This window comes from Deinococcus radiotolerans, assembly GCF_014647435.1.
Classification (GTDB): Bacteria; Deinococcota; Deinococci; order Deinococcales; family Deinococcaceae; genus Deinococcus; species Deinococcus radiotolerans.
Map to the genome: position 1 here is coordinate 161,443 of NZ_BMPE01000005.1, position 26,691 is coordinate 188,133.

Here is a 26,691-nt window from a genome sequence, read left to right on the forward strand (position 1 = left end):
GGTACGACCCTACGCGCCCAGCTGTTCCAGGCGGTTCAGGACCACCCGCAGCCCGTACGCCGCGGCGATCTCGCGGGCGGTCACGCCCCGCCGGTCCGCCTGCCCTGGTTTCGCGCCGCGCGCCACGAGCAGGTCCAGCACGTCCGTACGCGGCGCGCGGCGCCCCTCCTTGTACGCCTGTCCTTCCACGTCCACGCTGTGCAGCAGTGGCAGCCAGTAGCGCGGGTCGTCCGGCAGCGCGCCCGCCTGGAGCAGCGCCCGGATGAACGTGGGCGGCGCGTCCCGGTCGATGGCGAGGTTCAGCAGCGGCAGCGTCGAGGTGCCCGGCCAGAAGTTCACGTCGTGCACGCGGCCCAGCAGGGCCAGCAGGTCTGACTCGGCCACGCCGTGCCGCAGCGCCCAACCCAGCGCCTCGTGCGTTTTCGTCTGACTGGGCGCCTGTACCTCGTCGGTCAGGGTGCCTGCCTTGAGCGCCTCGATCAGCGGGTTGGCGTTCTCGCGCTGCACGAGCCGCACGTACTCGCCTTCCACCTGCTCGCGCGCCCAGCCTTCCTTGCGCAGCAGCTTCAGGCTGCTCGTCACGCTCGGGTTGCTCTGGAAGCACTTCACCGGAATGCGCCGTGCCAGTTCCTCCCAGCCGTACTCGGCCTGGAGGTGCGTCACGACGCGTTCCAGCGTCACGCCATGCAGAGGATCGCGGGCCGTTGATGGCTGACGCGGCAGGCCCTTCTCTCCCTCAACCATCAACGGTCACCTCTCAACCCTTCCTGCTCACGACGACGCGCGCGGGACGCACGAGGCGGTCTCCCATGCGGAAGCCCAGCTGGTATACCTGCACGATCACGTCGTCCTCATCGCCGGGCACGACCTGCAGCGCCTCGTGCCACTGCGGGTCGAACGCCTCGCCTTCCTTGCCGGTCGCTTCCAGGCCCAGGCCCGCGAACACGCCCAGGATCTTGCCCTGCACGGCCTGCATGCCGGGGATCAGCTTGGCGGGGTCGGCGGTGCCCATGGTCACGGCGCGGTCCATGTCGTCGTACACGGGCATCAGCGCCTCAGCGGCCTTGCTCACGCCCTGACCCTGCGCGGCGTGCACGTCCTCCTGCGTGCGGCGGCGGTAGCTGTCGAAGTCGGTCGCCAGTCGGGCCAGGCGGCCCTTCAGGTCGGCGTTCTCCTTCTCCAGTTCGTCGGCGCGTTCCAGCTTCGCCATCATCTCCTGCACCTGCCCGAGCATGCCCTCGTCCAGGCCGTCCATGCCGGGGAAGGCCGTCTCGGCGTCCTCGGCCATGTTGTCGGTTTCGGTGTCGGGCACGTCCAGGCCGTCCTCGCTGACGGTTCTGGCGCGGGTGTCGGCTTCAGTGGGCGCGGTGGTGTCCGGGGTGGGTTTGCGTTGATCGTCGGTCATTTTGGGGCCTCGCTTGCGGAACATCCGTTCCAGCTTAGTCGTGCAGGGCAGGGGAGAGGCGGCGCCGTGGCCGTCCTCTCCCCTGCAAGTGTGTCTGATCGTGGAGGACGAGCGCTTATTCGGCGGGTTTAAAGTCCGCGTCGATCACGTCGTCATCGGCTTTCGCCTGCGGCTGGCCCTGCGCGGCGCCGGCGTCCTGACCCTGCGCCTGCGCGGCGGTCATGAAGGTCCGGAGTTCCTCTTCCAGCTTCTTCTGCGCAGCGTCGATCTTGGCGTCGTCGTCGCTGCGGACGGCTTCCTCGGCCTCGTCGGCGGCGGCCTTGAGCTTGTCCTTGGCGTCCTGGGCGGCAGAGCCGTTCTCCTCGATCTGGCCGAGGGCCTGGACGCGCAGGCTGTCGAGGTTGTTGCGCTTCTCGACCTTCTCGCGGCGCTGCTTGTCGGCGGCCGCGTTCTGCTCGGCTTCCTGCACCATGCGTTCCACGTCGCCCTTGTCGAGGGTGGTGGTGTTCTCGATGCGGATGCTGGCTTCCTTGCCGCTGGTCTTCTCCTTGGCGGTGACGTGCAGGATGCCGTTGGCGTCGATGTCGAAGGTCACCTCGATCTGGGGCTGACCGGCGCGCATGGGCGGGATGCCTTCGAGCTTGAAGCGGCCCAGGCTCTTGTTGTCGTTCGCCATGGGGCGTTCACCCTGGAGGACGTTGATCTCCACGCCGGGCTGGTTGTTCTCGGCGGTGGTGTAGATCTCGGTCTTCTTGGCGGGCACCGTGGTGTTGCGGGTGATCATCGGAGCGATCATGCCGCCCTTGACTTCCACGCCCAGCGTCAGCGGAGTCACGTCCACCAGGACGATGTCGCCCAGGCTGCTGTCCCCCTGGATGATCCCGGCCTGCACGGCGGCGCCGAGCGCAACGGCCTCGTCGGGGTTCACGGACTCGTTGGGGGTCTTGCCGATGATGTCCTGCACGATGCGCTTCACGGCGGGGATGCGGGTGCTGCCGCCCACCAGGATTACTTCGTCGATCTTGCTGGCGTCCAGCTTGGCGTCCGCAAGGGCCTGTTCGACGGGCTTGCGCACGCGGCGCAGCAGGTCGGCGGTGAGTTCCTCGAACTTCGCGCGGCTCAGGGTGCGCTCGAGGTGCATGGGTGTGCGGGTCTCGGGGTCGAAGGTGATGAACGGCAGGCTGATGGTGGTTTCAGACGCGTTGCTCAGTTCGATCTTGGCCTTCTCGGCCGCTTCGATCAGGCGCTGCAGGGCCTGCTTGTCCTTGCGCAGGTCGAAGCTGTTGTCCTTCTGGAACTCGGTGGCGAGCCAGTCGACGATGCGCTGGTCGAAGTCCGCGCCGCCCAGGTGAGTGTCGCCGCTGGTGGACTTCACTTCGAACACGCCGTCACCCAGTTCGAGGATGGTCACGTCGAAGGTGCCGCCCCCCAGGTCGAAGACCAGCACGGTCTCGTTGCCCTTGCGCTCCAGGCCGTAGGCGAGCGCGGCGGCGGTGGGTTCGTTGATGACGCGCAGGACGTTCAGCCCCGCGATCTCACCGGCCTGCTTGGTGGCCTCGCGCTGGCTGTTGTCAAAGTACGCGGGCACGGTGACGACCACGTCCTTGATCTTCTCGCCCAGCTTGGCGCTGGCGTCGTTCACGAGTTTGCGCAGCACCTCGGCGCTGACCTGCTCGGGGGCGAGGTCCTGGCCGTTCACTTCGATGCGCACGCTGCCGCCGGGGCCTTCTTTCACAGTGAAGGGGCTGCGGGCGGCCTCTTCCTTCACTTCGTCCCAGCGGCGGCCGATGAAGCGCTTGACTTCGAACAGGGTCGCAGCAGGGTTCAGGGCGGCCTGACGGCGGGCGATCTGCCCGACGAGGCGCTCGTCGCCCTTGTACGCGACGACGCTGGGGGTGGTGCGGGCGCCTTCGGCGTTCACGATCACTTCGGGGCGGCCGCCTTCCATCACGGAGATCACAGAGTTGGTGGTGCCGAGGTCAATTCCGACTGCTTTGGGCATGTTGACTCCTGGAGGTATGGGGATTTGCTGCCATGCGGGCAGCAGTTCTGATCGCCATACAGCATAGGCCCACAGTTGTCGGGTGTCAATAGACTTGAGTGTAGGCCGCTCAAGTCTAAGATTCGCTCAAGAGATCCAGGAGGCCCGTGACGCATCGGAGGCGAGGGCTATTTGATACTGACCCTCACGCCCGCCAGCCAGCCACCTGCCGTTCCAGGTATTGACGCACGCTGTACGCCGATACGCGGCTGAGCCCAGGTCACCAGGACACGATCCTGTACGCTCCACGGCCGTTCACCCAGGCGGTCGCGTCGAGCCTGTCGTCATCCCCGTCATAGCCCTGGTTGAAGATGACCAGCGTGTCCGGTGCGTCCGTCTGCCCCGCCTCTGGCGTCGTGGCGCGCCGATTGACGGACAGGACGTGCGTGGGAGACGCCTCATCCGGGCCCAGACCGGCGAACCAGGTCCCGAAGTGCCGGTTGATCCCAGCGATCCTCTCCGGCGTTGGCAGAGCAACTGGATGCAGAGGCGCAGGTACCAGCGGATCAAACAGCGTCGTCAGCTGCTCCCACATCATGGGCGCCGCGCGAACCGGCAACCAGCAGTCATCAGCCGCCCACGTGCACGATGGGCCGACGGTCCCGGTCCGGTTCGGCGCGGCGCAGGATCTCGCGTGTCAGGGGGGGCACGTCCCCGCGCCCACCGATCACGAAGTCCAGCGCCAGTTGCAGGGGGCTCTCCTCGGTCCAGCGCATGTACACCTGCGGCGGCGCGCCCTTCTTGCGCAGGGTGAGCATCACGGCCGCAATCGTATTCGGAATGCTCGACCCGCGCGCCCGCAGGATCGAGTACGGCCCGACGTTCAGGCCCGTGACCTCAACTACGTCCGTGAACTCGCTCGCGTCGTCCACCTCCACCTCCAGGAACAGGAACGGCTCATCCTCCGGGAGGTGCACCATCTGCCGCACCCGCAGCTCCTGCTTGCTGTACTCCGACTCGGCCGACCGTCCCGGGTGGTGGCACACGAAGCGCAGCGGGCGGATCGGGTGCGTCTTGAGGACCTGGATGGCCGCGTCGTCAAACTGCACCTGACTGACCCTCAGCTCGAACGACCGCGAAATGCGGGAGCTGATCCCCACGGCGAGGATCAGCACGATGAACAGCAGCGCGATCAGCAGGCCCTGCGGGTTGCTGAAGATCGTCACGGCGCTGGTGTACACGAAGATGGCGCTGATCACCCCGAAGGCCCGCGCCACGCCCGGCTGGCGGCGCCGGATGGCTGTCAGGCACACCGCGACCGCCGCGGAGGTCATCATAGCCAGCACGCCGGTCGCGTACGCCGCCGCCTGCGCGTCCACGTTCGCGCGGAACGCCACCGTCACCACGAACGCGATCAGCAGGTAGATCAGCACCAGCGGGCGGTGCAGCCGCGTCCACTCGGGCGCCATGCCGTAGCGGGGCAGGTAACGCGGCACGATGTTCAGCAGGCCCGCCATGGCGCTGGCGCCCGCGAACCACAGGATCAGAATGGTACTCACGTCGTACGCCGTGCCGAACCACTCGCCCAGGTACGTGTGCGCCAGGAACGCCAGCGCGCGCCCATTCGCCTCGCCGCCCGGCTGGAACTGCGCCGCCGGAATCAGCAGGGTGGTCACCAGACTGCTCGTGATCAGGAAGGCACTCATCAGCAGGGCCGCCGTGGTCAGCAGCCGCTTACCGTTGCGGATGCGCCCGGTGGGTTTCTCCTCCGTGTCCCCCTTGTCCCCCTCGATTAGGGGCATGACGACCACGCCCGTCTCGAAGCCCGACAGGCCCAGCGCCAGCTTCGGGAACACCAGCAGCGCCGCGCCGATCAGCGCCAGCGGCGAGCCGAACCCCGCGTGCAGGCTGCCCAGCCAGTTCTGCACTAGGTCCGGCTGGGCCAGGATCACCTGCGCGCCCTTGCCGATCACCACGGCGCTCAGGGCCAGGTACGCCACGACCAGCACCACCGCAATCCCGATGGCCTCCTTGAACCCCTTGAGGAACACGGCGCCCAGCAGCAGCAACAGCAGCAGCGTCACGCCCACCTGATGGCCCTCCAGCGCCGATTTCAGGAACGGGTTCTCGATCAGGTGCGCCGAGGCGTCCGCGGCGGACAGCGTGATCGTGATGATGAATCCGGTCGCCACGAAGCCGATCAGGGACAGCACCAGGAACTTGCTGGGCCAGTACGACAGCAGCCGCTCGAGCATGCTGATTGACCCGTCCCCGTGCGGGCTGTCCTCCGCCACCCGGCGGTACATGGGCAGTGCGCCGAAGAGGGTCACCAGCACCAGCACCAGCGTGGCAAACGGGGACACGGCCCCAGCGGCCAGCGCCGCGATGCCCGGCTGGTAGCCCAGCGTGCTGAAGTAGTCCACCCCGGTCAGGCACATCACCTTCCACCAGGGGTGCTGACGCTCGTGCGCCCTGACCTCACCCTCGGCCTCGTAGAAGCCCTCCTGCTGCGGGTGATCCTCCTGCTGGAGCACCCAGCGGGAGACTTTCTGTGACAGGGGCCTCAGCGGCGAGGACGGCATGACTCGCGGAGTATCCGCCTTTCCCAGCGGAAAAGAAAGGTGCCTCCCCTCACGATCTGGGGGAGGCATCACCCGGCGCCGGGCGCGCACGAGCCTCAGGGCCCGGCGGCGTTTCTCAGGGGTACAGGCCGCGCAGCGCGCGCGCCTCAAGGACGCGGGTGCAGGCCACGATGTATACGGCGGTGCGCAGCGTCACGCCGTGGCGTTCCTTGACGTCCCACAGGCTGCCGAAGGCCTCACTCATGATGCGGTCCAGGCGCTTGTTGATCTCGTCTTCGGTCCAGAAGAACGAGCTGAAGTCCTGCACCCACTCGAAGTACGATACGGTCACGCCGCCCGCGTTGGCCAGCACGTCCGGCACGACCGTCACGCCCCGCTCGGCGAGCAGGTCGTCCGCGGCGGGAATGGTAGGGCCGTTGGCGCCCTCGACGATCAGTTTCGCCTTGATCTGCCCGGCGTTCGCCAGGGTGATCTGCTTTTCCAGCGCGGCGGGAATCATCACGTCGCAGTCCACGCCCCAGAACTCGTCCCGCTTGATTTCTTCGGTACCGGGCAGTTCGGTGATCTTGCCGGTGCGGCGCAGGTGCTCCAGCGCCGCCTTCGGGTCGATCCCGGCGTCGCTGTAGACCGTGCCGGTCACGTCCTGAATGGCGACGATCTTCGCGCCGTGCTCATGGAAGATGCGCGCGGCGGCCTCACCCACGTTCCCGAAGCCCTGCACCGCCACCCGCGCGCCCTGCATGGGCATCCCGAGTTTCTTCATGGCCTCCGCGCCGGTCACGAACACGCCGCGCCCGGTGGCGTCCCCGCGGCCCAGGCTGCCGCCCAGCGACACGGGCTTGCCGGTCACGACGCCGGTCGCGGTGCGGCCCACGTTCATGGAGTACGTGTCCATCATCCACGCCATGGTCTGCGGGTTGGTGTTCACGTCCGGCGCAGGAATGTCCTTCTCCGGCCCAATGATCAGGCCGATCTCGGTGGTGTAACGGCGGGTCAGGCGCTCCAGTTCGCCCGTGCTGTACTTACGCGGGTCAATGCGGATGCCGCCCTTGCCGCCCCCGTACGGGAGGTTCACGGCGGCGTTCTTCACGGTCATCCACGCCGACAGGGCCATGACCTCGCTGAGCGTCACGTCCTGGTGGTAGCGCACGCCACCCTTGGCGGGCCCGCGCGACGTGTTGTGCTGCACGCGGTACCCCTCGAAGTGCGCGACCGTGCCGTCATCAAGGTGGATCGGTACGTCCACGACCAGGATGCGCTTGGGCCGCTTGAGGGTCTCGGCCCAGTAGGCGAGCTTGCCGAGGTACGGCGTGACCCGCTCGACCTGCTCGAGGTAGATCTCGTACGGCCCGATGTTGTTCGGGTCGAGGTAGCTGGGAATGGCGTGCGCGCCGGATTTGGGCCCAGTGCTGTTGGTCGGATCTTGCGTGGCGGTCATGGCAGTGCCTCCAGGAAAGGAGAGGGGGTAGAGGTGGTGGTTCGTCTTCGCCGCGCGGGGCGGCCCGCGCGTGGCCGCTGAATTCAGCGTGCTGGGAAGGCGGTTATGGGTACACGCCGCGCATCACGGTGGCGCTATGCAGGCGGTTCAGGGCCAGGGCGTACGCGGCGGTGCGCACGTCGGTGCCGCGGGTGCGGGCCACCTGCATGACGTCACTGACGGCCACGTTCACGCGCTGGTCGATGGCGGCTTCGATTTCCTCTTCCGTCCAGAAGAAGTTGCTGGCGTCCTGCACCCATTCCAGGTAGTTCACGACCACGCCGCCGATGCTGGCGATCAGGTCGGGAATGACCTGCACGCCCTGGGTGGTCAGGAAGCGTTCTGCTTCAGGCAGCACGGCGCGGTTGGTGGCCTCCACGACGTAGCGGGCGCGGATGGCGTGGGCGTTCCCGGCGTTCACGGTGCCGTAGTCGTAGGCGAGCATCAGGACGTCCACGTCCAGCTCGGTGACCTCGGCGGGGGTGATGTCGGTGGCGAATCCGGCGACGCTGCCGCGTTCCTCGCGGTACGCGGACAGGGCGTCCAGGTCCAGGCCGGAGCTGGCGAAGGTCGCGCCGTCCTGGTCGGACACCGCGATGACCAGGGCGCCCTGCGCGGCGAGGGTCTGCGCGGCGCGGCGGCCCACGTCCCCGAAGCCGTACACGGCGACCTTGGCTCGGCTGAGGCTCTCGCCCCGGTCCTCCAGCACGCGCGCGGCGACCAGTGCGGCGCTGCGGCCCCGGGCGTCCTTGCTGCCGTAGCTGCCGCCCAGCGGGATGGGCTTGCCGACCACGACGCCATTGCTGGTCGTGCCGGTGTTCTCGTTGTACGTGTCGAGCATCCAGGCCATCGCCTGCGCGTCGCTGCCCACGTCGGGCGCGAGGATGTCCTCGTTGTGGCCGATCAGTTCCACCAGTTCGCTGGTGTAGCGGCGCACCACGCCCTCCAGTTCGTGCGGGCTGAGCGTCGCGGGATCGACGTCCACGCCGCCCTTGGCGCCGCCCAGGGGCAGGTCGGCCACGGCGGCCTTGAGGGTCATGATCGCGGCGAGCACCTCGCACTCGTGGGCGTTGACGCCCTCGCGCAGGCGCACGCCGCCCATGCTGGGTCCGCGCGAGGTGCTGTGCACGGTGCGGTAGCCGCGGAACACGCGGATGTTGCCGTCGTCCATGCGCACGGGGAGGTTCACACTGACGGTGCGTTTGGGGTACTTGAAGTACGCGAGGGACTGGTCCGTGACCTCGCAGTGGGGCAGTGCCTGCTGGAGTTGCTCCATGAGGCCCTGCCAGTTGAGTCCTGATGCCCGCATTTGACGGTCTCCTTCCCTTCGGTGGGAATTGGGGTGAAAGGGTGATTGGCTCAGGCGCAGCATACACGCGCCCAGTGAGACGCATAGACAGGCGCGGGGGCCTGACGTCCCACGATGATGTCCAGCCAGCCTCCGAAGTTGTATCCAGTATCCACAGGGGCGTCAACCCCATTTTCTCACGCCAAACACGCGTAAAACCTGAACCGGTTCCACTTCCGGCTCAGCTGCTCCAGGCCTCAGGTACCTGCCGAACGGCAAGGCAGCCCCCCGGCATCACAGGCTCTTGGTCCTGCGCTGTGTCCCAGGCCACCGGACGCGGCAGGCAAGTCTGAACCCGGCCCAAAATAAAGGAGGAGCCGCGTGGGCTCCCCTCCAGCTGACCTCACTCAGCGGCTGCGTTCGATCTCGCGCACCGCCAGCCGTTCCAGCGCGTCCCGCGCGTCCCCGGCGGGCAGCGCCCTCAGCGCGTCCACCGCCAGCCACGCCCGGCGGCGCACCTCGGCGCGGGTTGCCTCGAAGGCCCCCTCCTGCGCCGCCAGGGCCTGCACACGCGCTATGTCCCCCTCATGGGCAGCGCGTCGCTCCAGCACCTCGCGCACCTCGTCCCCGTGAGGCCCGTGCAGCAGATGCAGCAGCGGGAACGTCGCCTTACCCTCGCGCAGGTCACCGCCCACCGGCTTGCCCAGCGTCACCTCATCAGCCGCCAGATCCAGCAGGTCGTCCTGCATCTGGAAGGCCATGCCGTACTCCAGCCCAAACGTGGCCAGCGCCTCACGCTGCGCCGCAGGCGCGCCCAGCAGCACCGCCGGGGCCTCAGCGGCCAGCTGCGTCAGGGCGGCCGTCTTCCCATGAATCACCGTCAGGTAGTGCTCCAGGGCGTACTCCTGATACGCCGCGACCTGAAACTGCAGGACCTCGCCCTCGCAGATCACGCTGGCGGTCTCGCCGAACATGCGGGTTAGGGCCGCGCCGCCCGGCATGCCCGAGAGCAGCCCCAGCAGCCGCGCCAGCATGAAATCGCCACTCATGACGCTCACCACGTTCCCGAAGCGCCGGAACGCCGCCTGCTGCCCCCGCCGCGTATCCGCGTCGTCGATCAGGTCGTCGTGCAGCAGCGACGCAGAGTGCAGCAACTCCACGCACACGCCCAGGTCCCGCACGGCCCCCCAGTCCGCGCGGTCCGGGCCGGCACCCAGCGCCTGCGCCGCCAGCAGCGCAATCGTGGGCCGCACGCGCTTCCCGCCCGCCGCGACCAGGTCATCCCCGATCAGCTCGATGAACTCCACCCGTGACCGCAGCACCTCGCGCAGCCGCGCATCGAACGCCGCATCCGGCAGGCCGAGGGTGAGAAGGCCAGTCATGCGCGCAGTATAGGGAGGACCGGGGCAGCCAAACGTACCACCCCCCCCAGCTTCCGTCCCGGGCATGAAGGCTTCCGCGCCCCGCCGAGCGCTTTGTCCCTCGCAGGTCACATGCTCCTCATGCTACAAAGCAGGGTATGGAAAGTGTCGTTGCTCTGTTCCGCGAACCCCAGCAGGCGCAGGGGGCGCTGCAGACCCTCCTGCAGCGCGGCTTTGACCGTGACCACCTCGGCTTTGCCCTGACCGACGTCGTCGCGCAGGAGGACATCGCGCAGCAGACCGGCGTGAGCCCCGAAGTCGGCCAGCCCGCCGGGTCGGCCGCCGTCATCAAGGGCGCGTGGCTGGGCATCCTGGGCGGCGTGGTCCTGACCGTGCCGATCTGGCTGCTGCTGCTGATCATTCCCATCACCCGCGTCTACGCCCACGGCGGCGTGCTGGGCATCCTGTTCGGCGTGATCGGTGGCGCCGCCCTGGGCGGCCTGTTCGGCGCGCTGGCCGGCAGCGACCACGGCGACTTCGTGAACCTGCTGCGCCGCATGGGCGTCCCCGCCGAGCAGGCCGAGAAGTTCTACGGCGGCATGAAGGGCGGCCACATCATGGTCATCGCCCGCGACCCCAGCGGCGTGCGCGCCGACGAGGCCCTGAGCGTCATGCGCAAGCACGGCGCCGTGAAACTCGAAGACGCGGTGGGCGCCGGACAGCTGCACAGCGAACGCCACTAGAGTCAACCTGCACGCGCGGCCCACTTCTGGTCTTCCAGAGTGGGCCGCGCCCCATGGAGGCCCGGCCCGCAGGGGAGAGCAGCCGCAGCCCGGGCGTTCACCAGAGTCGCTGGTCCTCCAGTGAAGGTGGCCAGGCGGGTCGAGGGCCCATGAGCCGGGGCACGCCCGCTCCTGCGCTGTGTAGGAGACTGTCAGACCCAGCTGGCTACACTGAGGCCATGTTCGGTCGCCGCGTTCCCCCCCATATCGTCTTCGCGTTCAGTCTGCTGCTGGCGGCCCTCTGCGCCTGGGGTGCGTACGCCGGGCTGACCGGCGGGCACGTCCTGTGGGGCGCCGTGGCCGCCGTGCTCGCGGTGTGGTTCACGGTGGACGCCGTCCGTTCCTACGGCTGGGCGCAGACCCGCAGGCGCGAGGACGCCGAGAAGCGCGCCCAGAATCACCCCAACCTCAAGCGCTGACTGGCCCCTCCCGCCGCACCCAGAAGCGCATGGGTTTGGGCGTGTCGTGGCCGTCCCCGCCCAGGTCCGGCCAGGACAGCGTGATGTGCAGGTCCGGCCGCTCCACGTAGCCGCGCGCAGCCCAGAACGCATGCAGAGGCCGGTACGACGCCGGGCGGGTCGGATGATCCGGCGCGCGCTGCACGGCGCAGAACGCGGTGACCCCCAGCCCCAGCGTGCGGGCGTGCGCCTCGCGCCCATCGAAAAACGCGTGCCCCAGGCCCCGGCCGCGGTACTCTGGCCGCAGGACGCTCTCGCCCAGGTACAGCACGTCCGCCGGGTCGAACTCCGGCGCGTGAAATGGCGCGCGGATCTCCGGGGTTTCCTGCGTCAGCGGCAGGGCGCTGCTGGCCCCCACCACCCGCGTCCCGTCGCGCGCCAGGATCATCACGGCGTCCGGCGCGTCCAGGTACGTACGCAGGTAACGCTCCTCGTACGCGGCGCTGCCGCCGTACAGGTAGGGAAACTCGCGGAACACGTCAATGCGCAGTTGCGCCAGGTCCGGCAGGAACGGCGCCAGTGCCGGCCCGCGCACCGCCTGGACGGTCAGGCTCAAGCACCCACCTGCCGGGACCAGTCCGCGAGGTTGTAGTAGTTCGTGACCCGCGCGATCCGCCCGCCGCGCACCTCGAAGAACGCGCCGACCGGCAGCTCGTAGCGCTGGCCACGCGCCTCAGGCAGGCCAGGATCGGTGCGGAGGTACTCGCCGTGAATGACGAACTCCGCGCTGGCGCGCGTGCCATCGGGCGTCGTCATGACGACCAGATCGCGGGCCTGCTCGCGGTAGTGGGCGTCCATCTTGGCCAGAAACGCGCGGAAGGCCTCCAGGCCCACCTGGGTATCGCCCTCATTGATGTCGTGTCGCACGTCCTCCGTCAACAGGGCCAGCATGCCCCCGAAATCGGCGGCATTGAAGGCCGCGTAGTACTGCTCAATCAGGGCGAGGGTATCGCGGTGCATGCCTGCACCATACCGCGCAGTCTGCGCGCGGCCCCTCTATGTCCCGCGGTCCGGAAGCGTCTGGTGTCGCTGCACGTGCGGCCTCTTCATGGGACATTCAGGGAAAAAACAGAGGTTTTTCATGAAAACGCATCACCCTTCAGGCAGTCGTCAGGCCAATCCGGGCCGACTGAAAGAAATTCACGCGCTTGACAGCCGGGAATCTGCTACTTTAGGAACACTTTATTCAGCAGTAATCGTGACACCCTGCCCGGGAAGCGGCCCACTGGAGGAACCTCGCGTGAAAGCTCTGCGCTACATCATCACCCGCCCCTGCCTACAGGAAGGCAGCCTGCGCCTCCTCAAGTACCTGGAGGGCACCTTCCCCAGCGCCGGGCCCGTCGTGCTGGTCGATGATCACGGCCAGGAACACCACGCCCAGGTGGACCTCCAGCGCCGCGCCGTCACCGGGTTGGGCAGCCTGTACCACGCGCAGAACCTCGGCGTGAACGACGTGCTGATGATCACGCCCCTCACCCCGGGCCGCTTCCAGGTGGACTCCATCGTCAAACCCCACGCGCCCCCACCCGCGCCCCGCCGCGAGCAGCCCAAAGCGCCGGAAACGCGCCGCGTGGTCGTGGCCACCACGCCCCACGTGCGCGAGGTGCGCCTTCAGGAAGTGCGCGCCCCACTGGCCCTGAGCGCCGAACCCACCAGCACCCGGGCCGCCCCCTCCGAGCCGACCGCCCCCACTGAACGGCCCACGCCAGAGCCCGCCCCCCGCGTCACCACGCCGGCCCAGGCTGCCGTCCCGCTCGCCGCGCGCCCTGCCCCCACCAAACCCACCGTGCGGCCCCTGGACGTGCGCTTCGACGCGCCCCGCCAGCCCCAGCCCAGCCCGCCCCCCGCCCCCATCAGGAGCCGCGACGACGCCGCGCACCTGGCCGAACTGGCCCGCCTGACTGGCTACCGCCTGGAAGACCTGGGCAGCGGCGTGCTGCGCCTGAACGCCGAACTGGGCGCTCACAGCTACGCCGTGCTGATCGCCACCAGCGAGGCCGCCGTGCGCGCCGACGCCTGGAAGGAACGCGCCGACTACTGCGTCCTCCTGACCGGCGAGGCCGACCGCGCCGTGAATACCCCCCGCCTGACCCGCGAGGCCCTGGAAGCCCTGACCGAACACGCCCAGCTGGCCCCCCTCACCCCGGTGGACCTGCGCGGCTATTGGAAGGCCGGCAGCGTGGACCTCGAGGCCGCGGCCAGCGTCGCGGAACTCGTGGGCGCGCACCTCGCGCAGCGCGGCGCGTTCAGCGCGGTCCTGCTGACCCTGGCGCAGCAGCCCGCGCATTCCCTGGTCAGCGTGCAGCGCCTCGCCGAGCGGCTGGGCAGCGGCGTGAACTACGCCGAGCTGGGCAGCATCCTCGACACCCTGACCCGCGCGCCCTTCCTGGCCCTGACGCCCCTGCCCGGCGGCCAGTACCTGCTGCGCAGCGGCGTCACCGACCTGCTGAGCGAACTGGCCGAATACGCCGAGGGCCTGCGCCGCCGCACCCGCGTCCCCCTGCGCGAAGCCGTGCCCGCCTGACCCGAACCCCGCACACGATCCGCCCCGCACCGCGCCCCTACACTGGCGCGGTGCCTGACTTCACCCCCGCCGAACTGACCCGCGTCCGCTCGGCCCTGCTCGGCTGGTTCGACCGGAACGGCCGTGACCTGCCCTGGCGTCACGGCCCCGAAGGGCGCCGCGACCCCTACCGCGCCTGGGTGGCCGAGGTGCTCCTCCAGCAGACACAGGTCGCGCGGGGCCTGACGTACTACCAGCGCTTCCTGGACAGTTTCCCCACCGTGCACGCCCTGGCCGCCGCGCCCCAGGAGGCCGTGCTGAAAGCCTGGGAGGGCTGCGGGTACTACGCCCGCGCCCGCAACCTGCACCGCGCCGCGCAGCACGTCGCCGCCCACGGCTACCCGCACGACCACGCGGGCTGGCTGGCCCTGCCCGGCGTGGGCCCCTACACCGCCGCCGCCCTGAGCAGCCTCACGCAGAACGCCGCGCACGCCGTGAACGACGGCAACGTCCGCCGCGTCCTGGCCCGACTGCACGCCCACCCCCAGCCCACGCCCGCCTGGGTGCAGGCCCACGCCGACACCCTGCTGGACCCAGACCGGCCCGGCGCGTGGAACGAAGCGGTCATGGACCTCGGCGCGACCATCTGCACCCCGAAAGCGCCGCAGTGCCACCGCTGCCCACTGAGCCCCTGGTGCCAGGCCGCCGCGCTGGGCACCCCCACCGCCTACCCCGCCCCGAAACCCCGCCCGGCCGTGCAGGACCTGCACGCCGTGGCCGTCCTGATCGGCACCCCGGAGCACGCCGCGCTGGAAGAACGCACCGGCACGCTGCTGGGCGGCCTGATGGGCCTGCCCAGCCAGAGCTTCGACCCCGCCCAGCCCGCCGCGCAGGCGCAGGCCATCGCGGCGCTGTGCAATCGCCTGCACGCCACCCCGGGCGAGACCCTGGGACAGGTCACGCACGCCATGACCCACCGCCGCGTCACCCTGCACGTCTACCGCGCCACCGGCGGCCCCGCGCCGCAGGACGTCTCCCGCGCCGCCCTGTCCCGCCTGGACCGCAAGGCCCTGAACCTCATGACGCCCCTCCTGACCCCACCCACCTGACCACCCCCCCAGCCGCGCCGGGAGGCTGTCAGAATCCTGTGATGACCTGCGCCCTCATGCATCTTTCCGCGGACGCGCGCCTGAACGCACACAGTAGACTGGCCCCGTGAAGTCCCTTCCCGCCGCCCAGCTGGCTCTCCGGACCGTTCAGACCGTCAGGAACACCGTCCGCAGCGCCCTGGTCTGGGGTTACGAGCAGCGGCTCGCCCGCGAGGTCCGCACCCACGGCCGACTCCCACAGCACCTGGGCCTGATCCTCGACGGCAACCGCCGCTTCGCCCGCGCCAGCGGCCTGCAACGCGAACTCGGGCACTCCATCGGCGCGGACAAGGCCCATGAGGTCCTGCACTGGTGCCTGGAACTCGGCATCCCCGCCGCGACCATCTGGGTGCTGTCCACCGACAACCGCAGCCGCGACCCGCAGGAACTCGCGCACATCCTGTCCCTGCTGGAAAAAGAAGCCCGGGCGCTGGCCACCGACCCCCGCATCCATGCCAACCGCGTCCGCGTCCGCGCCATCGGGCAGCACGGCGGCTTCCCCCCCCAGGTGCTCGCCGCCCTCCAGGACCTGGAAACCAAAACGGCCCACTACGACGGCATGCGCCTCAACATTGCCGTCGGCTACGGCGGCCGTGAGGAAATCGTGGACGCCGTCAAAGCCCACCTCCAAGCGCAGGCCAACGCCGGACTCAGCCTGACCGACGCCGCGCAGCACCTGACACCAGACGACATCAGCGCCCACCTGTACGCCGCAGACACCCCCGACCCGGACTTCATCATCCGCACCAGCGGCGAGATCCGCCTGTCAGGCTTCATGCTCTGGCAGAGCGTGTACTCCGAGTACTACTTCTGCGACGTGTACTGGCCCGGCTTCCGCCGCGTGGACTTCCTGCGCGCCCTGCGCGACTACCAGGGCCGCGACCGCCGCTTCGGCCGCTGACCCGCGCCCCACCCGCCGGGGGCCACCCCGCAGCGTCCAGCTGGACAGGCCACGCCGCCACACCACCCGCGAATGTGAAATTTGCCGTAAACGACGCGCAATCCTTCACCGCTACCCGCCGCGCCGCCCCGGCGACCCGCGGCAGGCGTCCACACGACCTCCACCCGTCCCGGCCCCGTGTAAGCAGCGCGTAAGAAGCCGCTTCTTACCGTGAGAACAGTCAAAGAGCGCCACCGCGCCACAGCGCTTTCTGGAAGGAGAAGCATATGAAACACCTGAAATTCATCCTGATCATCAGTGCCGCCGGCGCGGCCGCCGCGCAGACCGCCAGCCCCGTCAGCCTGAACCTCGTCCTGTCCCTCGTCAGCACCGTCAAAGTCAACGGCAAGGCCACCGAGCAACTCACCGCCAACCCCAAGACCACCCTGCCCGGCGACGTCATCAGCCAGGTCGTCACCGTACGCAACAGCAGCGACAAGACCGTGCGCCAGTTCCCCGTCACCCTGCCCGTCCCCAAAGACACCCGCTACCTGAACATGGAAAAAGAACTGGACGGCGCCCAGGCGCAGTACTCCATCGACGGCGGCAAGACCTTCGCCCCCGCCCCCCTGAAACGCCGCGTGACCGTCACCGAGAACGGCAAGAGCGTCACCCGTGACGTCACCGTGAACCCCAACGAGTACACCACCGTCCGCTGGACCGTGAGCGAACTCAGCCCGAACGGCACCCTGAAACTCGGCTACCGCGTTCAGGTCAAGTAACCCCACCCCACCCGGGACGTCCAGGGGCACGCGCGCCTGAACGCCTTACCCCCTGCCGCCCCGCCAACCGCTCACGGAGGAGTTCAATGAAAACCACCCACCTGTTCACGCTCATGGCCGCACTGGCCGCCGGCACGGCCGCCGCTCAGGCCACTGTCAGCCGCACCGGCAACCTCACCAACGCGGGCGTAACCATCACCAACACCGCCTCCGCCACCTTCCAGGACCCCTCCAACACCAGCAACACCCTGAGCGCCAGCTCCAACACCGTGAGCACCACCGTACTGCCCAAGTACGGCTTCAACATCACCTACCCCGCCGGCGGCGACAGCGACGCCACCGACACCACCGCCAACGCCCCCGCCACCCACCAGCGCACCAACGTCGTGCCGGGCACCCGCGTGGTCTTCCCGTACGTGGCAGTCAACAACGGCAACGCCGCGCAGGACATCACCTTGAGCTCCGACAGCACCAGCGGCGTCAGCAACGTCCTGTACTTCCTGACCAACCCCGACACCAACGGCGACGGCATCGTGAGCAACGCGGAACTGGCGGCCGCCACCGCCGTCACGACCATCACCCTGCCCGTCCAGGGCGACGATCCCGCCACCGGGACAGTCGAGACCAACTCAGGCATCGTGAGCTTCTACCAGGTCTACACTGCCACCGGACTCGCCGACGTGGTCGTCGGGGCCACACCCATCGCCACCGGCCAAGTCTGGAGCGGCACCGCCAACGTGAGCGCCACCGAACAGAAGGATCCCGCCACCCCCGCGTACGACGACCTGTGGTGGCAGTACAACAGCGCCAAGATCATCAAGGTGCAGCTGACCAATGATCCCAGCAACCCCGGGACCACCAAAGTTACCCTGCCCCCCACCGGCAGCACCCCCGTCCCCGGCTACACCTCCGGCACCACGCCGATCGCGGTGTCCGGCGACGAGCAGAGCGCCTACCCCAAAGCGGACGCCGACACCAACCCTGACTCCGTCGTCTTCACCAACGTCATCAGCAACGGCGCGGCCGTCGCCGACCCGGTGACCCTGAGCGTCGTGCCCCGCACCACCTTCCCCGTAACCGGCTTCAGCCAGACCGTCACCGCGACCGCCACCCCTGGCGTGTACACCGTCACGCAGACCAACCCGGACGGCAGCACCACCACCGCCACCGTGACCCTCAGCGCGACGAGCGTGACCGTTCCCGCCACTGGCAGCAGCACCTACACCGTCACCGTCACCTACCCCGACCAAGACACCGCCAACCCCTACCCCGTGTACGTGTCCGTGGGCGCCGAATCGGGCAACGACACCGACACCACCGTCGACGACACCACCTTCGACACCATCTACCCGCCCGCGCTGCAGTTCAGGGACAAGGTCACCGACGCGGCCGTGCAGGCCGGCACCGCTGGCAACCCCGCCGTCTTCCCGATGGTGGTCGCCAACACCGGCGAGTACGCCGACACCTACACCCTCTCGGGCTACACCGTGGTGAAACTGCTCGACGGCAGCCAGGCCATCGTGCCCATCAACTACAGCGGCACGGGCGTCACCCAGACCGGCACCCGCTCGGTCACGGACGCCGGAACCGGCCTGACCGCCACCATCCCCGTGTACACCACGGGCGCCATCAGCGCCAACGGCACCCTGGACGTCAACGCCTCCGTGACGCTGCCCGCGAACGTCAGCTACACCACCGGCACCAGCGGCTACCTCCTCAACCAGAGCGTCACCTCGGTGTACAGCGGCATCACGGCCACCGACACCAACGACAAGATCACCGTGGCCCTGAACGGCGCGCTGGCTGTCGCGAAGTTCACGAAGACCGCCACCAGCTACGCGACCGGCAGCGAGTACGTCCTGAACGGCACCGCCAGCACCGGCACCAGCAGTGATCCCCGCTCCGTGGCCAACCCCGCCGACTACAGCGCGGTGAACACCACCAGCTACGCGCCCGGCGTCACGTACAGCTACAAGATCATCGGCAAGAACACCTACAACACCCGCATCGAGAAGTTCTACCTGACCGACGCGCTGAACACCAACCTGAACTTCGTGAGCCTGACCGGCACCGTGACCGGCAACACCCTGGTCGGCGGCACCGACACCAGCGGCACGACCGTCATCTACAGCACCGACGGCAACACCTGGACCACCACCGCCCCCACCAGCGGCACCAGCGTCTACGTGGCCGTGGATGACCCCACCCAGACGGGCAACCAGCCCGGCAGCCTGGATCCCAGCGCCACGCTGGACATGACCATCACCGTCAACATCAAGTAAGTTCTAACCGGGCGTGCCCTGCACTGGCGTGGGGCACGCCCGTTCACAACACAGAAGCAACTTTGAATTTTCGCACATTTCAGTGCGCCGCCCCACTCCTACCGCACCCTTGGTGCGCCCACCGAGGAGCCCACCGTGAACCGTTCCACTTCCCTGGCCCTGACTGCCCTGCTGTTCGCCGGTTCGGCCGCGCAGGCCCTGACCCCCGCCGGCACCGTCATCCTGAACCAGGCGCAGGCGGAATTCCTGCCGCCCGACGCGGGCAGCACTGTTCAGGTTCAGTCGAACGAGGTGCGGACGGTCGTGCAGGCCGTCTGCTCGGTCAGCGTTACGCCTGATGGAACGGTCACGCAACCCGATCAGAGCGCTTCCGTTCTGCCTGGTGAGCAGGCTGTCTTCACCTACACGGTTGTGAATACCGGGAACGCGCGGTTCACCTTCCCGGTGGGTGCGCAGGCCGAAACGGGCAGCACCGTGAGCCCCACGCTGCGCGTCGTGAACGACCTGAACGGCAACGGGCAGGTCGACACGAATGAGCCGGACGTGACGGACGTGACCCTGGACGCTGATCAGCAGGCGCGGGTGCTGCTGGTCGCGCAGGCCGGCGCGGCCGGGAATGCGTTCGTGAACCTCACGGCGTCCTGCGCGGGCGGCGTGAACGCGGACACCAATAATGTCAGCGTGCTCCGGGTCGGCCCGCCCCCCGTGCTGGGCGTCCGGAAGACCTTCACGCCTGCCCTGGTCCGGCCGGGCACCGAGACGACCGTGAATGTCACCACCAGCAACTCCGGTCAGGGTGAGAGCCGCGAGGTGATCCTGACCGACCTGCTGACCGATCAGATTGCGCGCGGTCTGAGCTTCGTGCCCGGCAGCGCCCAGACGAACGTGGGGACGCTGGAGTACACCCAGGACGGCACCACCTGGACGACGGCCGAGGTGAGTCCTGTGCGTGGCGTGCGCGTTCGCGTGCCCAGCCTCGCCCCCGGCGCGAGCGTGCAACTTCAGTTCCGGATGCTGGCCACGCCCTCCGCGGAAGGGCAGCAGTTCGTGAACACCGCCACCGCCCGCACCGGTCAGGACCAGAGCAGTGGCAGCGCCACCGCCGACGTCCGCTACCAGCCCGCCGTGGCCATCGGTCCCGCCGGGAACCCCGAGGCGCCCGAGGGCAGCCCAGCCGACCGCCAGAGCACCACCTTCGCGGTGGCCGGTCAGCTCGTGTGCTTCGATCACACCGCCAAGAACACCGGGGACGTGCAGGACAGCTACCGCGTGACCGTCACGTACCCCCAGGGCGCGGCCGCCGCCACGCTGCTCGGCGAGAACGGCCAGCCTCTCGTGCAGCCCCTGATCCTGGCGCCCGGTCAGACGGCCGCCGTGCGCGTCTGCTACGACGCGCAGCCCGGCGCGCTGGACGCCCTGATCACCATTCAGGGCGACCGCGGCACCAGCAATGCCACCCACGATCTGATCGGCACGGTGCAGAGCGGCCTGCCGGAACTGCGCAAGACCTACGCGGCCGTCAGTGGCGCCACCCGGCAGCCCATCCCCGTGGGCGGCACGGTCGCTGTGGGTGACACGATCACGTACACCCTCTCGGTCCGCAACCCCTTCGACCACCCGGTCACGAACGTGGTGATCACCGACCTCATCCCGGCACACCTGGACGCCCAGAGCATCAGTGACGGGGGCGTGATCAGCGGGCAGCCCGGCGCGCAGACCGCGCAGTGGACGCTGGGGACCCTGGCGCCCGGCGAGACCCGCGCGGTCACGGTGACCACGCTCGTCTCGGCGCGCGCCGTGGACGGCGAGGCGCTGCTGAACACCTTCAGCATGGTCAGCACCGAGTTGCCCCGGGCGCTCGCCAGCAATCAGGTGCAGACGCCCGTCTGGAGTGCCCGCCTGCTGATCAGCAAGCAGGTCAGCGCTGCGGAAGCCACCTACGGCGACAAGCTCACGTACACCCTGGTCATCAGGAACGAGTCCGCGACCACCAGCATTGATGACGCCATCATCACCGACACCCCGGCCAGCGGCCTGGAGTACGTGCCGGGCACCAGCACCCTGGACGGCCAGCCCCTGGCTGATCCGGTCATCCTGGACGGCGTCCTGAAGTGGACGGTTCCGACCATCGGCCCCAGCCGCAGCATCCGCATCGGGTACCAGACGCGCGTAACGCCCGCCGCGACCGGCGAACTCGTGAACACCGCCGTCGTGACCGGCCAGGGCGCCGGCGGGCAGGCCCAGGCGATCGCCAGCAACGTCGCGACCGCCACCACGAAACTCAACCCGCTGAAGTTCGCGCCGCTGGCGGACATTCTGGGCACCGTGTTCGTGGACCGCAACCGCAACGGCCTGTTCGACCCGCTGCTGGACCAGCCGGTCCCGCGCGCCCGCATCCTGCTGGCCGGCGGCCGCGAGGCCCTCACCGACGCGCGCGGCCGCTACTCGTTCCCGAACGTGGCGCTGGGCACGCAGGCGCTGCGCCTGGACTCCAACACCACGCCCTACCCGCCCCTGAACGTCGCGCAGGACGGCGGCCTGAGCGGCACGCGCACGGTGTTCGTGCGCGGCCTGACCAGCGTGGACTTCCCGCTCGCGCCGCTGGGCGGCCAGATCGACGCGCTGCGCCGCACCACCCTGACCATGGGGGACGTGACACTCGAAAAGGCCGTGTACATCGTGGACGGCGGGTACGTGGTCACGCTGCGCCTGCGCACGCCCCGCCGCCTGGAGGACGTGACCCTCACCGACCCGCTGCCGCAGGGCGCGGTTCTGAAAGAAGGTAGAAATATTCACGTCGGTACCGTGGAGGCAGGTGACCTGAACCTCACCTACCGCTTCGACTGGACGGGCGAGCCTCGGGCCGCCACCACCGATCCAGATCTGAGCTGGAGGTACTGAACGTGCAACCGGACTTTAAACGCTTCGCGACCACCCTCTCGGCCCTGCTGGCCGCGAGCGTTTCGGCCGGCGCACAGAACGTCAGCACCAGCCTGCCCCTGACCTCGGTCGGCGACCGACTCATGTGGACGGTCGGGGATCAGGACCTGATCCTCGACGTGCCCCTGGCCGGTCCGGTGCGGCTGGAGCTGTACAGCCCCCGCGTGGACCCCGGCGATTACCGCTCGGACACGTACTACGGTGACGAGCAGTACGACGCGGGCCGCAGCCCGGTCAGCACCACCTTCAGCGTGCTGCGCGAGGACGGCAGCACCCTGCTGACGCGCACCTTCACGCCCGGCCAGCACGACTGGGCCACGCTGCTCGACCAGGACCTGCCCGCCGGCCGCTACCACCTGCGCGCCGCCACGAGCGGCAACGGCAAGAACACCTTCGCGATCCGCCTGGCGGGCGTCAGCGCCGACGTGCACGCCGACCAGCTGAGCGTGAACGTCCACTCGCGCGACTGGGTGCCCGCCGTGAACATCACCACCGACGGCCGCGCCCACGTGCTGCGCCTGTACGACGGTGACGGCCCGCAGGAACTCGAGGCGCGGCTGCGGGACGCCCAGGGTCACATCTACCCGCTGCAGGTCAGCGCGGACCTGAGCGTCACCGACCTGCCGCTGCCCGCCACGCCCGGCGCGTACACCGTCGAACTGCGCCAGCCTGCCGGCGCGCGGCAGTTCAGCAACACCGTCGGCTTCAGTCTGCTGCGCGACGGCACGCCCACCCCGATGACGGTCGCCCGCGTGGACCAGACTGGCACGCTCAGCGTCCGCGCCGAACTGGTCCTCCCGAACGGAACCCGCCCCACCCAGGCGCAGGTCACGGTCGGCAACACCCCCCTGACCGTGCAGGGGCAGGTCGAGCAGCGCGTCCCCACCGGCACGTACCCCGTCACGGCCGCGCCCGTGCCCGGCGCGCAGGTCAGCGTGAGCGGCAACGTCACCGTGCCCAGGGACGGGCGCGGCGACACCCTCGTGCAGGTGCGCCCCACAGTCAACCTGGACCTCAGCGCCGACAAGCTCGACGTCTGCCAGGGCGACACCGTCACGCTGCGCGCCCGGGCCAGCACTGCCTTCGCGGGCGATCTGCCCCTGGACCTCACGCTGGACGCCCCCGGCCTGAGTGACAAACGTGTCAGAACCGGCACCCTGAACGCCGCCACGCCCGGCGAGCTGACTTTCACCGCTGCGGCCAGCCAGCCCGGCCCGCTGACCGTCACCGCCCGCCTGGCCCCCTGGGGCCTGGAACGGCAGGTGCAGCTGAACGTCCGCCCCGAACGCACCACCCTGCAACTCCAGCGCGACCTGCCCGCCAGCGCGGCCGTCGGCGACGAGGTGACCGTCACCCTGCGCGTCACGAACACTGGCGACACACAGCAGAGCTACACGCTGGAAGACCAGGTGCCCGCCGGCCTTCAGGTCACGGACCCCACCCGCTTCAGTGGCACCCTCGCCCCCGGCGAGACCCGCACCCTGAGCTACCGCGCGACCGTCCAGCAGGCCGGTGACCTGACCGTCAGCGGCCAGCTGACCTCCGACGGCTGCGCCGCCCCCCAGTCCAGCCAGGGCACCCTGAACGCGCAGGCGCCCGCCGAGCCCAGCCCGGCCCAGACGCCCACGGGCACCCCTGCCCCTCAGGCGTCGGCGCCGCAGCAGCTGCGCAGCAGCAGCGTCTCGCTGCCCTTTGACGCGCCCAGCCAGGCCACCGAGATCGTCATCGCGCACGCCCCGCCCGCCAGCGCGCAGTACGTGCCCGGCAGCGCCCGCCTGAACGGCGCGGCCCTCGCAGACCCCCAGGTGGGCCCCAGCGGCACCCTGTACTGGACGCTCCCCGGCCCCGCCCAGCGCGGCGGCACGGCCGTGCGCGGCACCGTCACGTACGACCTGAGCCACACCGGACCGCTGGCCGAACTGCCCGCCCCGGCCCTGCTGGCCCGCTTCAAGGGTGAACGCAGCGAGGTGCTGCACGGCACCCTCAGCGACGCGGACCTCAGGGCGGCGCGCGCCCAGGGCAGCGAGCAGGCCGCGAACGACGGCGCGATCAAGTTCCCGCTCCAGGGCACCCTGATCCGCATCCGCGACCGCATCAACGTCACCGTTGAAGTCCCCCTGGACGGCCCCGTGGCCCTGCGCGTGAACGGCCAGCCCGTCAGTGAGGACCGCATCGGGGAGACCACCATTGACCCCGGCCAGGGCGTGCGCCGCCTCACGTTCATCGGCGTGCCCCTGCAACCCGGCACGAACACCCTGCAACTCGGCGCGGACACCGTCACCGTGCAGCTTGTGGGCGCCACCAGCCGCATCGAGGTCAAGCCCGTCGCCCTGACCGCCGACGGCGCCACGCCCCTGCGCCTGAAGATCCGCACCCTGGATGCCAGCGGCAACCTGACCAGCCAGGACAGCGTGACCCTGCGCAGCAACATCGACCCCACCCAGCAGGGCGCCAGCAGCGCCACCGGCACGTACACCCTGCCGCTCGTGAACGGCGAGGGCGAACTCGTCCTGCAACCCCAGTCCACGCCCACCACACTCAAGTTGCAGGTCGTGCAGGGGCAGGACGTCACCACCTACACCTTCGACGTCACGCCCGACAGCAGCCGCGTCGGCGTGGGCCTGATCAGCGCCACCCTGGGCCTGGACGGCCACCTCAGCCTCGCCGACGACCTGACCTGGCAGGCCCGCGCCAGCTACGAGGGGCCCCTTGCCGGCGGCAAACTGTACGTCGCTGCCGACAAGGCCGGCCTGCCCACCGAGCAGGACACCCTGCGCCGCTTCGCGACCTTCGGCGACGCCAGCACCCAGAGCACCGCGATGCAGGGCATCGACCCCGTCGCCATCCGGTACGACCACCCCAGCTTCCGCGCCGAGTACCGCACCGGCAGCCTGCCCATTGACGTGCTGCCCGTCGGCGAGCAGCTGACCGCCCTGACCGTCGCCAGCAAGAGCAACCCCCAGGTCAGCGGCTTCGTGGCCCTGGTCCCCGAGGACCGCGTCACGGACACCTTGAAGCCCGAACGCACCCGCCTGCTGCGCCTCACGCGCGGCGACATCGCCCCCGGCAGCGAAACGCTAGTTGTCACCACCCTGGAACGCGGCACCGGCAAGGTCCTGCGGCAGGTGACCTTGCAGCGCAACACGGACTACATCCTCGACGGGCGCACTGGGATCATCACCCTGGCCCGCGCCCTGGACGACCTGGACCTCGACGGCAACGACGTGCGCGTTCAGGCCACGTACCGCATCAACGACCCGCTCGCGCAGCGCAAGCTCGCCTACGGCGCGCAGGTGAAGTACCAGACCGAACGCGTCAGTGTTGGCGTGGCCGCCGTCAGCCTGGACGGCACCGTCACCACCGGCGCCCGCGCCAGCTACACCAACGGCGCCACCCGCGCCGACGGCCTGCTCACCTACTCCGGCGGCTTCCAGGCCAGCGGGGACTTCAGCACCAAGGTCGGCAGCAGCGCCATCCAGGCCCGCATCCGCTACCAGGACGGCAGCTACCACGGTCTGGCGCCCATCACGCCCGGCCTGAACGCCAGCGCCAGCGTCACCACGCAGCACACCAGCCGCCTCAGCAGCAACGTGCAGGCCGAGTACCACAACACCCTGGGCGCCACCACCACCGACACCCAGGGCGGCAGCGTCACCGCCCGCGCCGACTACCGCGTCGCGCCCTTCAGCATCGGCGCGGGCGTCAAGTACGCCTACGGTGACCAGTACGGCGTCGGCGCCGTCCTCAGCGCCGGGTACCATAAGGCCCCGCTGGACGTGGACATCACCCACACCCAGCCGCTCGCGGGAGGCGCCGGAGGCAACCTCGATCCTATCACCACCATCAGCACCCGCTACGCCGTCACGGACGCCATCACGGTGGGCCTCACCGACGAACTCAACTGGAAGACCGGGCAGCGCGCCACCCTCAGCCTCGACACCCGCGTGGGCAGCGCCAACTACCAGGTCGCGTACGACCTGCCCAGCGCCGGCGGCCAGGGCAACCGCGCGCGGTTCGGCGTCACCACCAGCGTGCCCATCAGCAAGGAACTCACCGCCGGCGTGCGCGCCAGCGCCACGTACGACATCAGCGCGCAGAAACCTGAACTCGGCGCCGGCGTGGACCTCAGCTACAAGACCAGCGCCGTCAGCGCCACCGCCGGCACCGACCTCACCTACAGCAACCTGGGCTTCGGCGTGGTGCTGCGCGGCGGGATCAGCGGCAGCCTCACCGAGCACCTCACCCTCACCGGGGACGGCCTCGTGGAATTCGGCGCGGGCAAGAACGGCCAGCGCGTCGCCCTGGGCTTCGCGTACCGCGACCGCACCTTCAACGCCCTGGGCAGCGTCCGCTACGTGAACGGCACCCTGGCCGGCACTCAACCCGAACTGAGCAGCAGCCTGGCCGCCGAGTACCGCCAGCCCACCTGGGCCGTGCGCGCCGGCCTGGACACCCGCACCCTGCTCAACGACCCGGGCAGCTTCACCGCGCAGCTGGGCCTCAGCGGCACGTACTACGTCACCGACCGCGTCGGTGTGGGCGCCTGGGGCCGCGTGCTCGCCCAGCCGGGCAGCCAGACCACCCAGCTCGGCTACGGCCTCGAAGCCAGCTACCGCGCCCTGCCCGGCACGTGGGTCACCGTCGGCTACAACCCCCAGGGCTTCGTCGGCCTGGGCGGCCCCGACACCCGCCGCGGCGCGTACCTGCGCCTCGACCTGACTGTCGACGACTCTGTGAGTGCGCGGAAGTAATGAGTAAGGAGGACCCTTGCATTATGCAGACCCACTTTAAACAGCTAACGCGTCGACTGTGTTCCGTTGCG

At 69.5% G+C, this 26,691-nt stretch carries 19 protein-coding genes; 9 read left to right on the forward strand and 10 right to left on the reverse strand.

Features of this window, described 5'->3' with window-relative positions:
* Window positions 1-9: 9 nt before the first annotated feature.
* From IEY63_RS11440 to IEY63_RS11475, 8 genes are all read right to left on the reverse strand, one after another.
* Entirely contained in the window at window positions 10-744 is a 735-nt protein-coding gene (locus IEY63_RS11440) for a VF530 family DNA-binding protein (RefSeq protein WP_189069147.1), read from the reverse strand.
* Between the two features lie 13 nt (window positions 745-757).
* The gene (locus IEY63_RS11445) at window positions 758-1,405 is read right to left on the reverse strand and encodes a nucleotide exchange factor GrpE (protein ID WP_189069148.1); all 648 of its coding nucleotides are present in this window, start codon (window positions 1,403-1,405) and stop codon (window positions 758-760) included.
* Between the two features lie 115 nt (window positions 1,406-1,520).
* Window positions 1,521-3,407: a molecular chaperone DnaK gene (gene dnaK / locus IEY63_RS11450; protein WP_189069149.1), complete on the reverse strand. Its 1,887-nt coding sequence runs from the start codon at window positions 3,405-3,407 to the stop codon at window positions 1,521-1,523.
* 259 nt (window positions 3,408-3,666) lie between these two features.
* Window positions 3,667-3,984: a hypothetical protein gene (locus tag IEY63_RS11455; protein WP_189069150.1), complete on the reverse strand. Its 318-nt coding sequence runs from the start codon at window positions 3,982-3,984 to the stop codon at window positions 3,667-3,669.
* Between the two features lie 31 nt (window positions 3,985-4,015).
* A complete protein-coding gene (locus IEY63_RS11460) occupies window positions 4,016-5,968 on the reverse strand; it encodes an APC family permease (protein ID WP_189069151.1) in 1,953 nt (650 codons plus the stop codon).
* 115 nt (window positions 5,969-6,083) lie between these two features.
* Window positions 6,084-7,406 carry a Glu/Leu/Phe/Val family dehydrogenase gene (locus tag IEY63_RS11465; protein WP_189069152.1) on the reverse strand — a complete coding sequence of 441 codons (1,323 nt, stop codon included), beginning with the start codon at window positions 7,404-7,406 and terminating at the stop codon, window positions 6,084-6,086.
* Between the two features lie 103 nt (window positions 7,407-7,509).
* Window positions 7,510-8,754, reverse strand: coding sequence for a Glu/Leu/Phe/Val family dehydrogenase (locus IEY63_RS11470; protein ID WP_189069153.1), 1,245 nt, complete (start codon window positions 8,752-8,754; stop codon window positions 7,510-7,512).
* A gap of 386 nt (window positions 8,755-9,140) precedes the next feature.
* Complete coding sequence (locus IEY63_RS11475) at window positions 9,141-10,115, reverse strand: polyprenyl synthetase family protein (protein ID WP_189069154.1); 975 nt, start codon at window positions 10,113-10,115, stop codon at window positions 9,141-9,143.
* Between the two features lie 137 nt (window positions 10,116-10,252).
* Here IEY63_RS11475 and IEY63_RS11480 point away from each other — a divergent pair, with 137 nt between their 5' ends.
* Together IEY63_RS11480 and IEY63_RS11485 are read left to right on the forward strand one after the other, a co-directional pair.
* Window positions 10,253-10,837: a hypothetical protein gene (locus tag IEY63_RS11480; RefSeq protein WP_189069155.1), complete on the forward strand. Its 585-nt coding sequence runs from the start codon at window positions 10,253-10,255 to the stop codon at window positions 10,835-10,837.
* Between the two features lie 218 nt (window positions 10,838-11,055).
* On the forward strand, window positions 11,056-11,295 hold the full coding sequence (locus IEY63_RS11485) for a hypothetical protein (RefSeq protein WP_189069156.1): 240 nt from the start codon (window positions 11,056-11,058) through the stop codon (window positions 11,293-11,295).
* Here the strand turns inward: IEY63_RS11485 and IEY63_RS11490 are convergent.
* Together IEY63_RS11490 and IEY63_RS11495 are read right to left on the reverse strand one after the other, a co-directional pair.
* Window positions 11,285-11,890: a GNAT family N-acetyltransferase gene (locus IEY63_RS11490; RefSeq protein ID WP_189069157.1), complete on the reverse strand. Its 606-nt coding sequence runs from the start codon at window positions 11,888-11,890 to the stop codon at window positions 11,285-11,287. The two genes, IEY63_RS11485 and IEY63_RS11490, sit on opposite strands and share 11 nt — an antisense overlap.
* Window positions 11,887-12,294 (reverse strand): ketosteroid isomerase-related protein, encoded by a 408-nt coding sequence (locus IEY63_RS11495; protein WP_189069158.1) that lies wholly within the window; start codon window positions 12,292-12,294, stop codon window positions 11,887-11,889. The genes IEY63_RS11490 and IEY63_RS11495 overlap by 4 nt, the downstream gene beginning before the upstream one ends.
* Before the next feature lie 280 nt (window positions 12,295-12,574).
* Between IEY63_RS11495 and IEY63_RS11500 the strand changes: the two genes are divergently transcribed.
* The 7 genes from IEY63_RS11500 (at window position 12,575) to IEY63_RS11530 (ending at window position 26,620) form a co-directional block, all read left to right on the forward strand.
* Entirely contained in the window at window positions 12,575-13,858 is a 1,284-nt protein-coding gene (locus tag IEY63_RS11500) for a hypothetical protein (protein WP_308425226.1), read from the forward strand.
* Window positions 13,859-13,908: 50 nt separating this feature from the next.
* Window positions 13,909-14,946 carry an A/G-specific adenine glycosylase gene (gene mutY / locus IEY63_RS11505; protein ID WP_189069159.1) on the forward strand — a complete coding sequence of 346 codons (1,038 nt, stop codon included), beginning with the start codon at window positions 13,909-13,911 and terminating at the stop codon, window positions 14,944-14,946.
* Between the two features lie 106 nt (window positions 14,947-15,052).
* The gene (locus IEY63_RS11510) at window positions 15,053-15,886 is read left to right on the forward strand and encodes an isoprenyl transferase (RefSeq protein ID WP_189069160.1); all 834 of its coding nucleotides are present in this window, start codon (window positions 15,053-15,055) and stop codon (window positions 15,884-15,886) included.
* A gap of 266 nt (window positions 15,887-16,152) precedes the next feature.
* Window positions 16,153-16,647 (forward strand): hypothetical protein, encoded by a 495-nt coding sequence (locus tag IEY63_RS11515; protein ID WP_189069161.1) that lies wholly within the window; start codon window positions 16,153-16,155, stop codon window positions 16,645-16,647.
* 86 nt (window positions 16,648-16,733) lie between these two features.
* A complete protein-coding gene (locus tag IEY63_RS11520; RefSeq protein WP_189069162.1) occupies window positions 16,734-18,929 on the forward strand; it encodes a beta strand repeat-containing protein in 2,196 nt (731 codons plus the stop codon).
* Between the two features lie 135 nt (window positions 18,930-19,064).
* On the forward strand, window positions 19,065-21,830 hold the full coding sequence (locus IEY63_RS11525; RefSeq protein ID WP_189069163.1) for a DUF11 domain-containing protein: 2,766 nt from the start codon (window positions 19,065-19,067) through the stop codon (window positions 21,828-21,830).
* Between the two features lie 2 nt (window positions 21,831-21,832).
* A complete protein-coding gene (locus IEY63_RS11530; RefSeq protein WP_189069164.1) occupies window positions 21,833-26,620 on the forward strand; it encodes a DUF11 domain-containing protein in 4,788 nt (1,595 codons plus the stop codon).
* Window positions 26,621-26,691 lie beyond the last annotated feature (71 nt).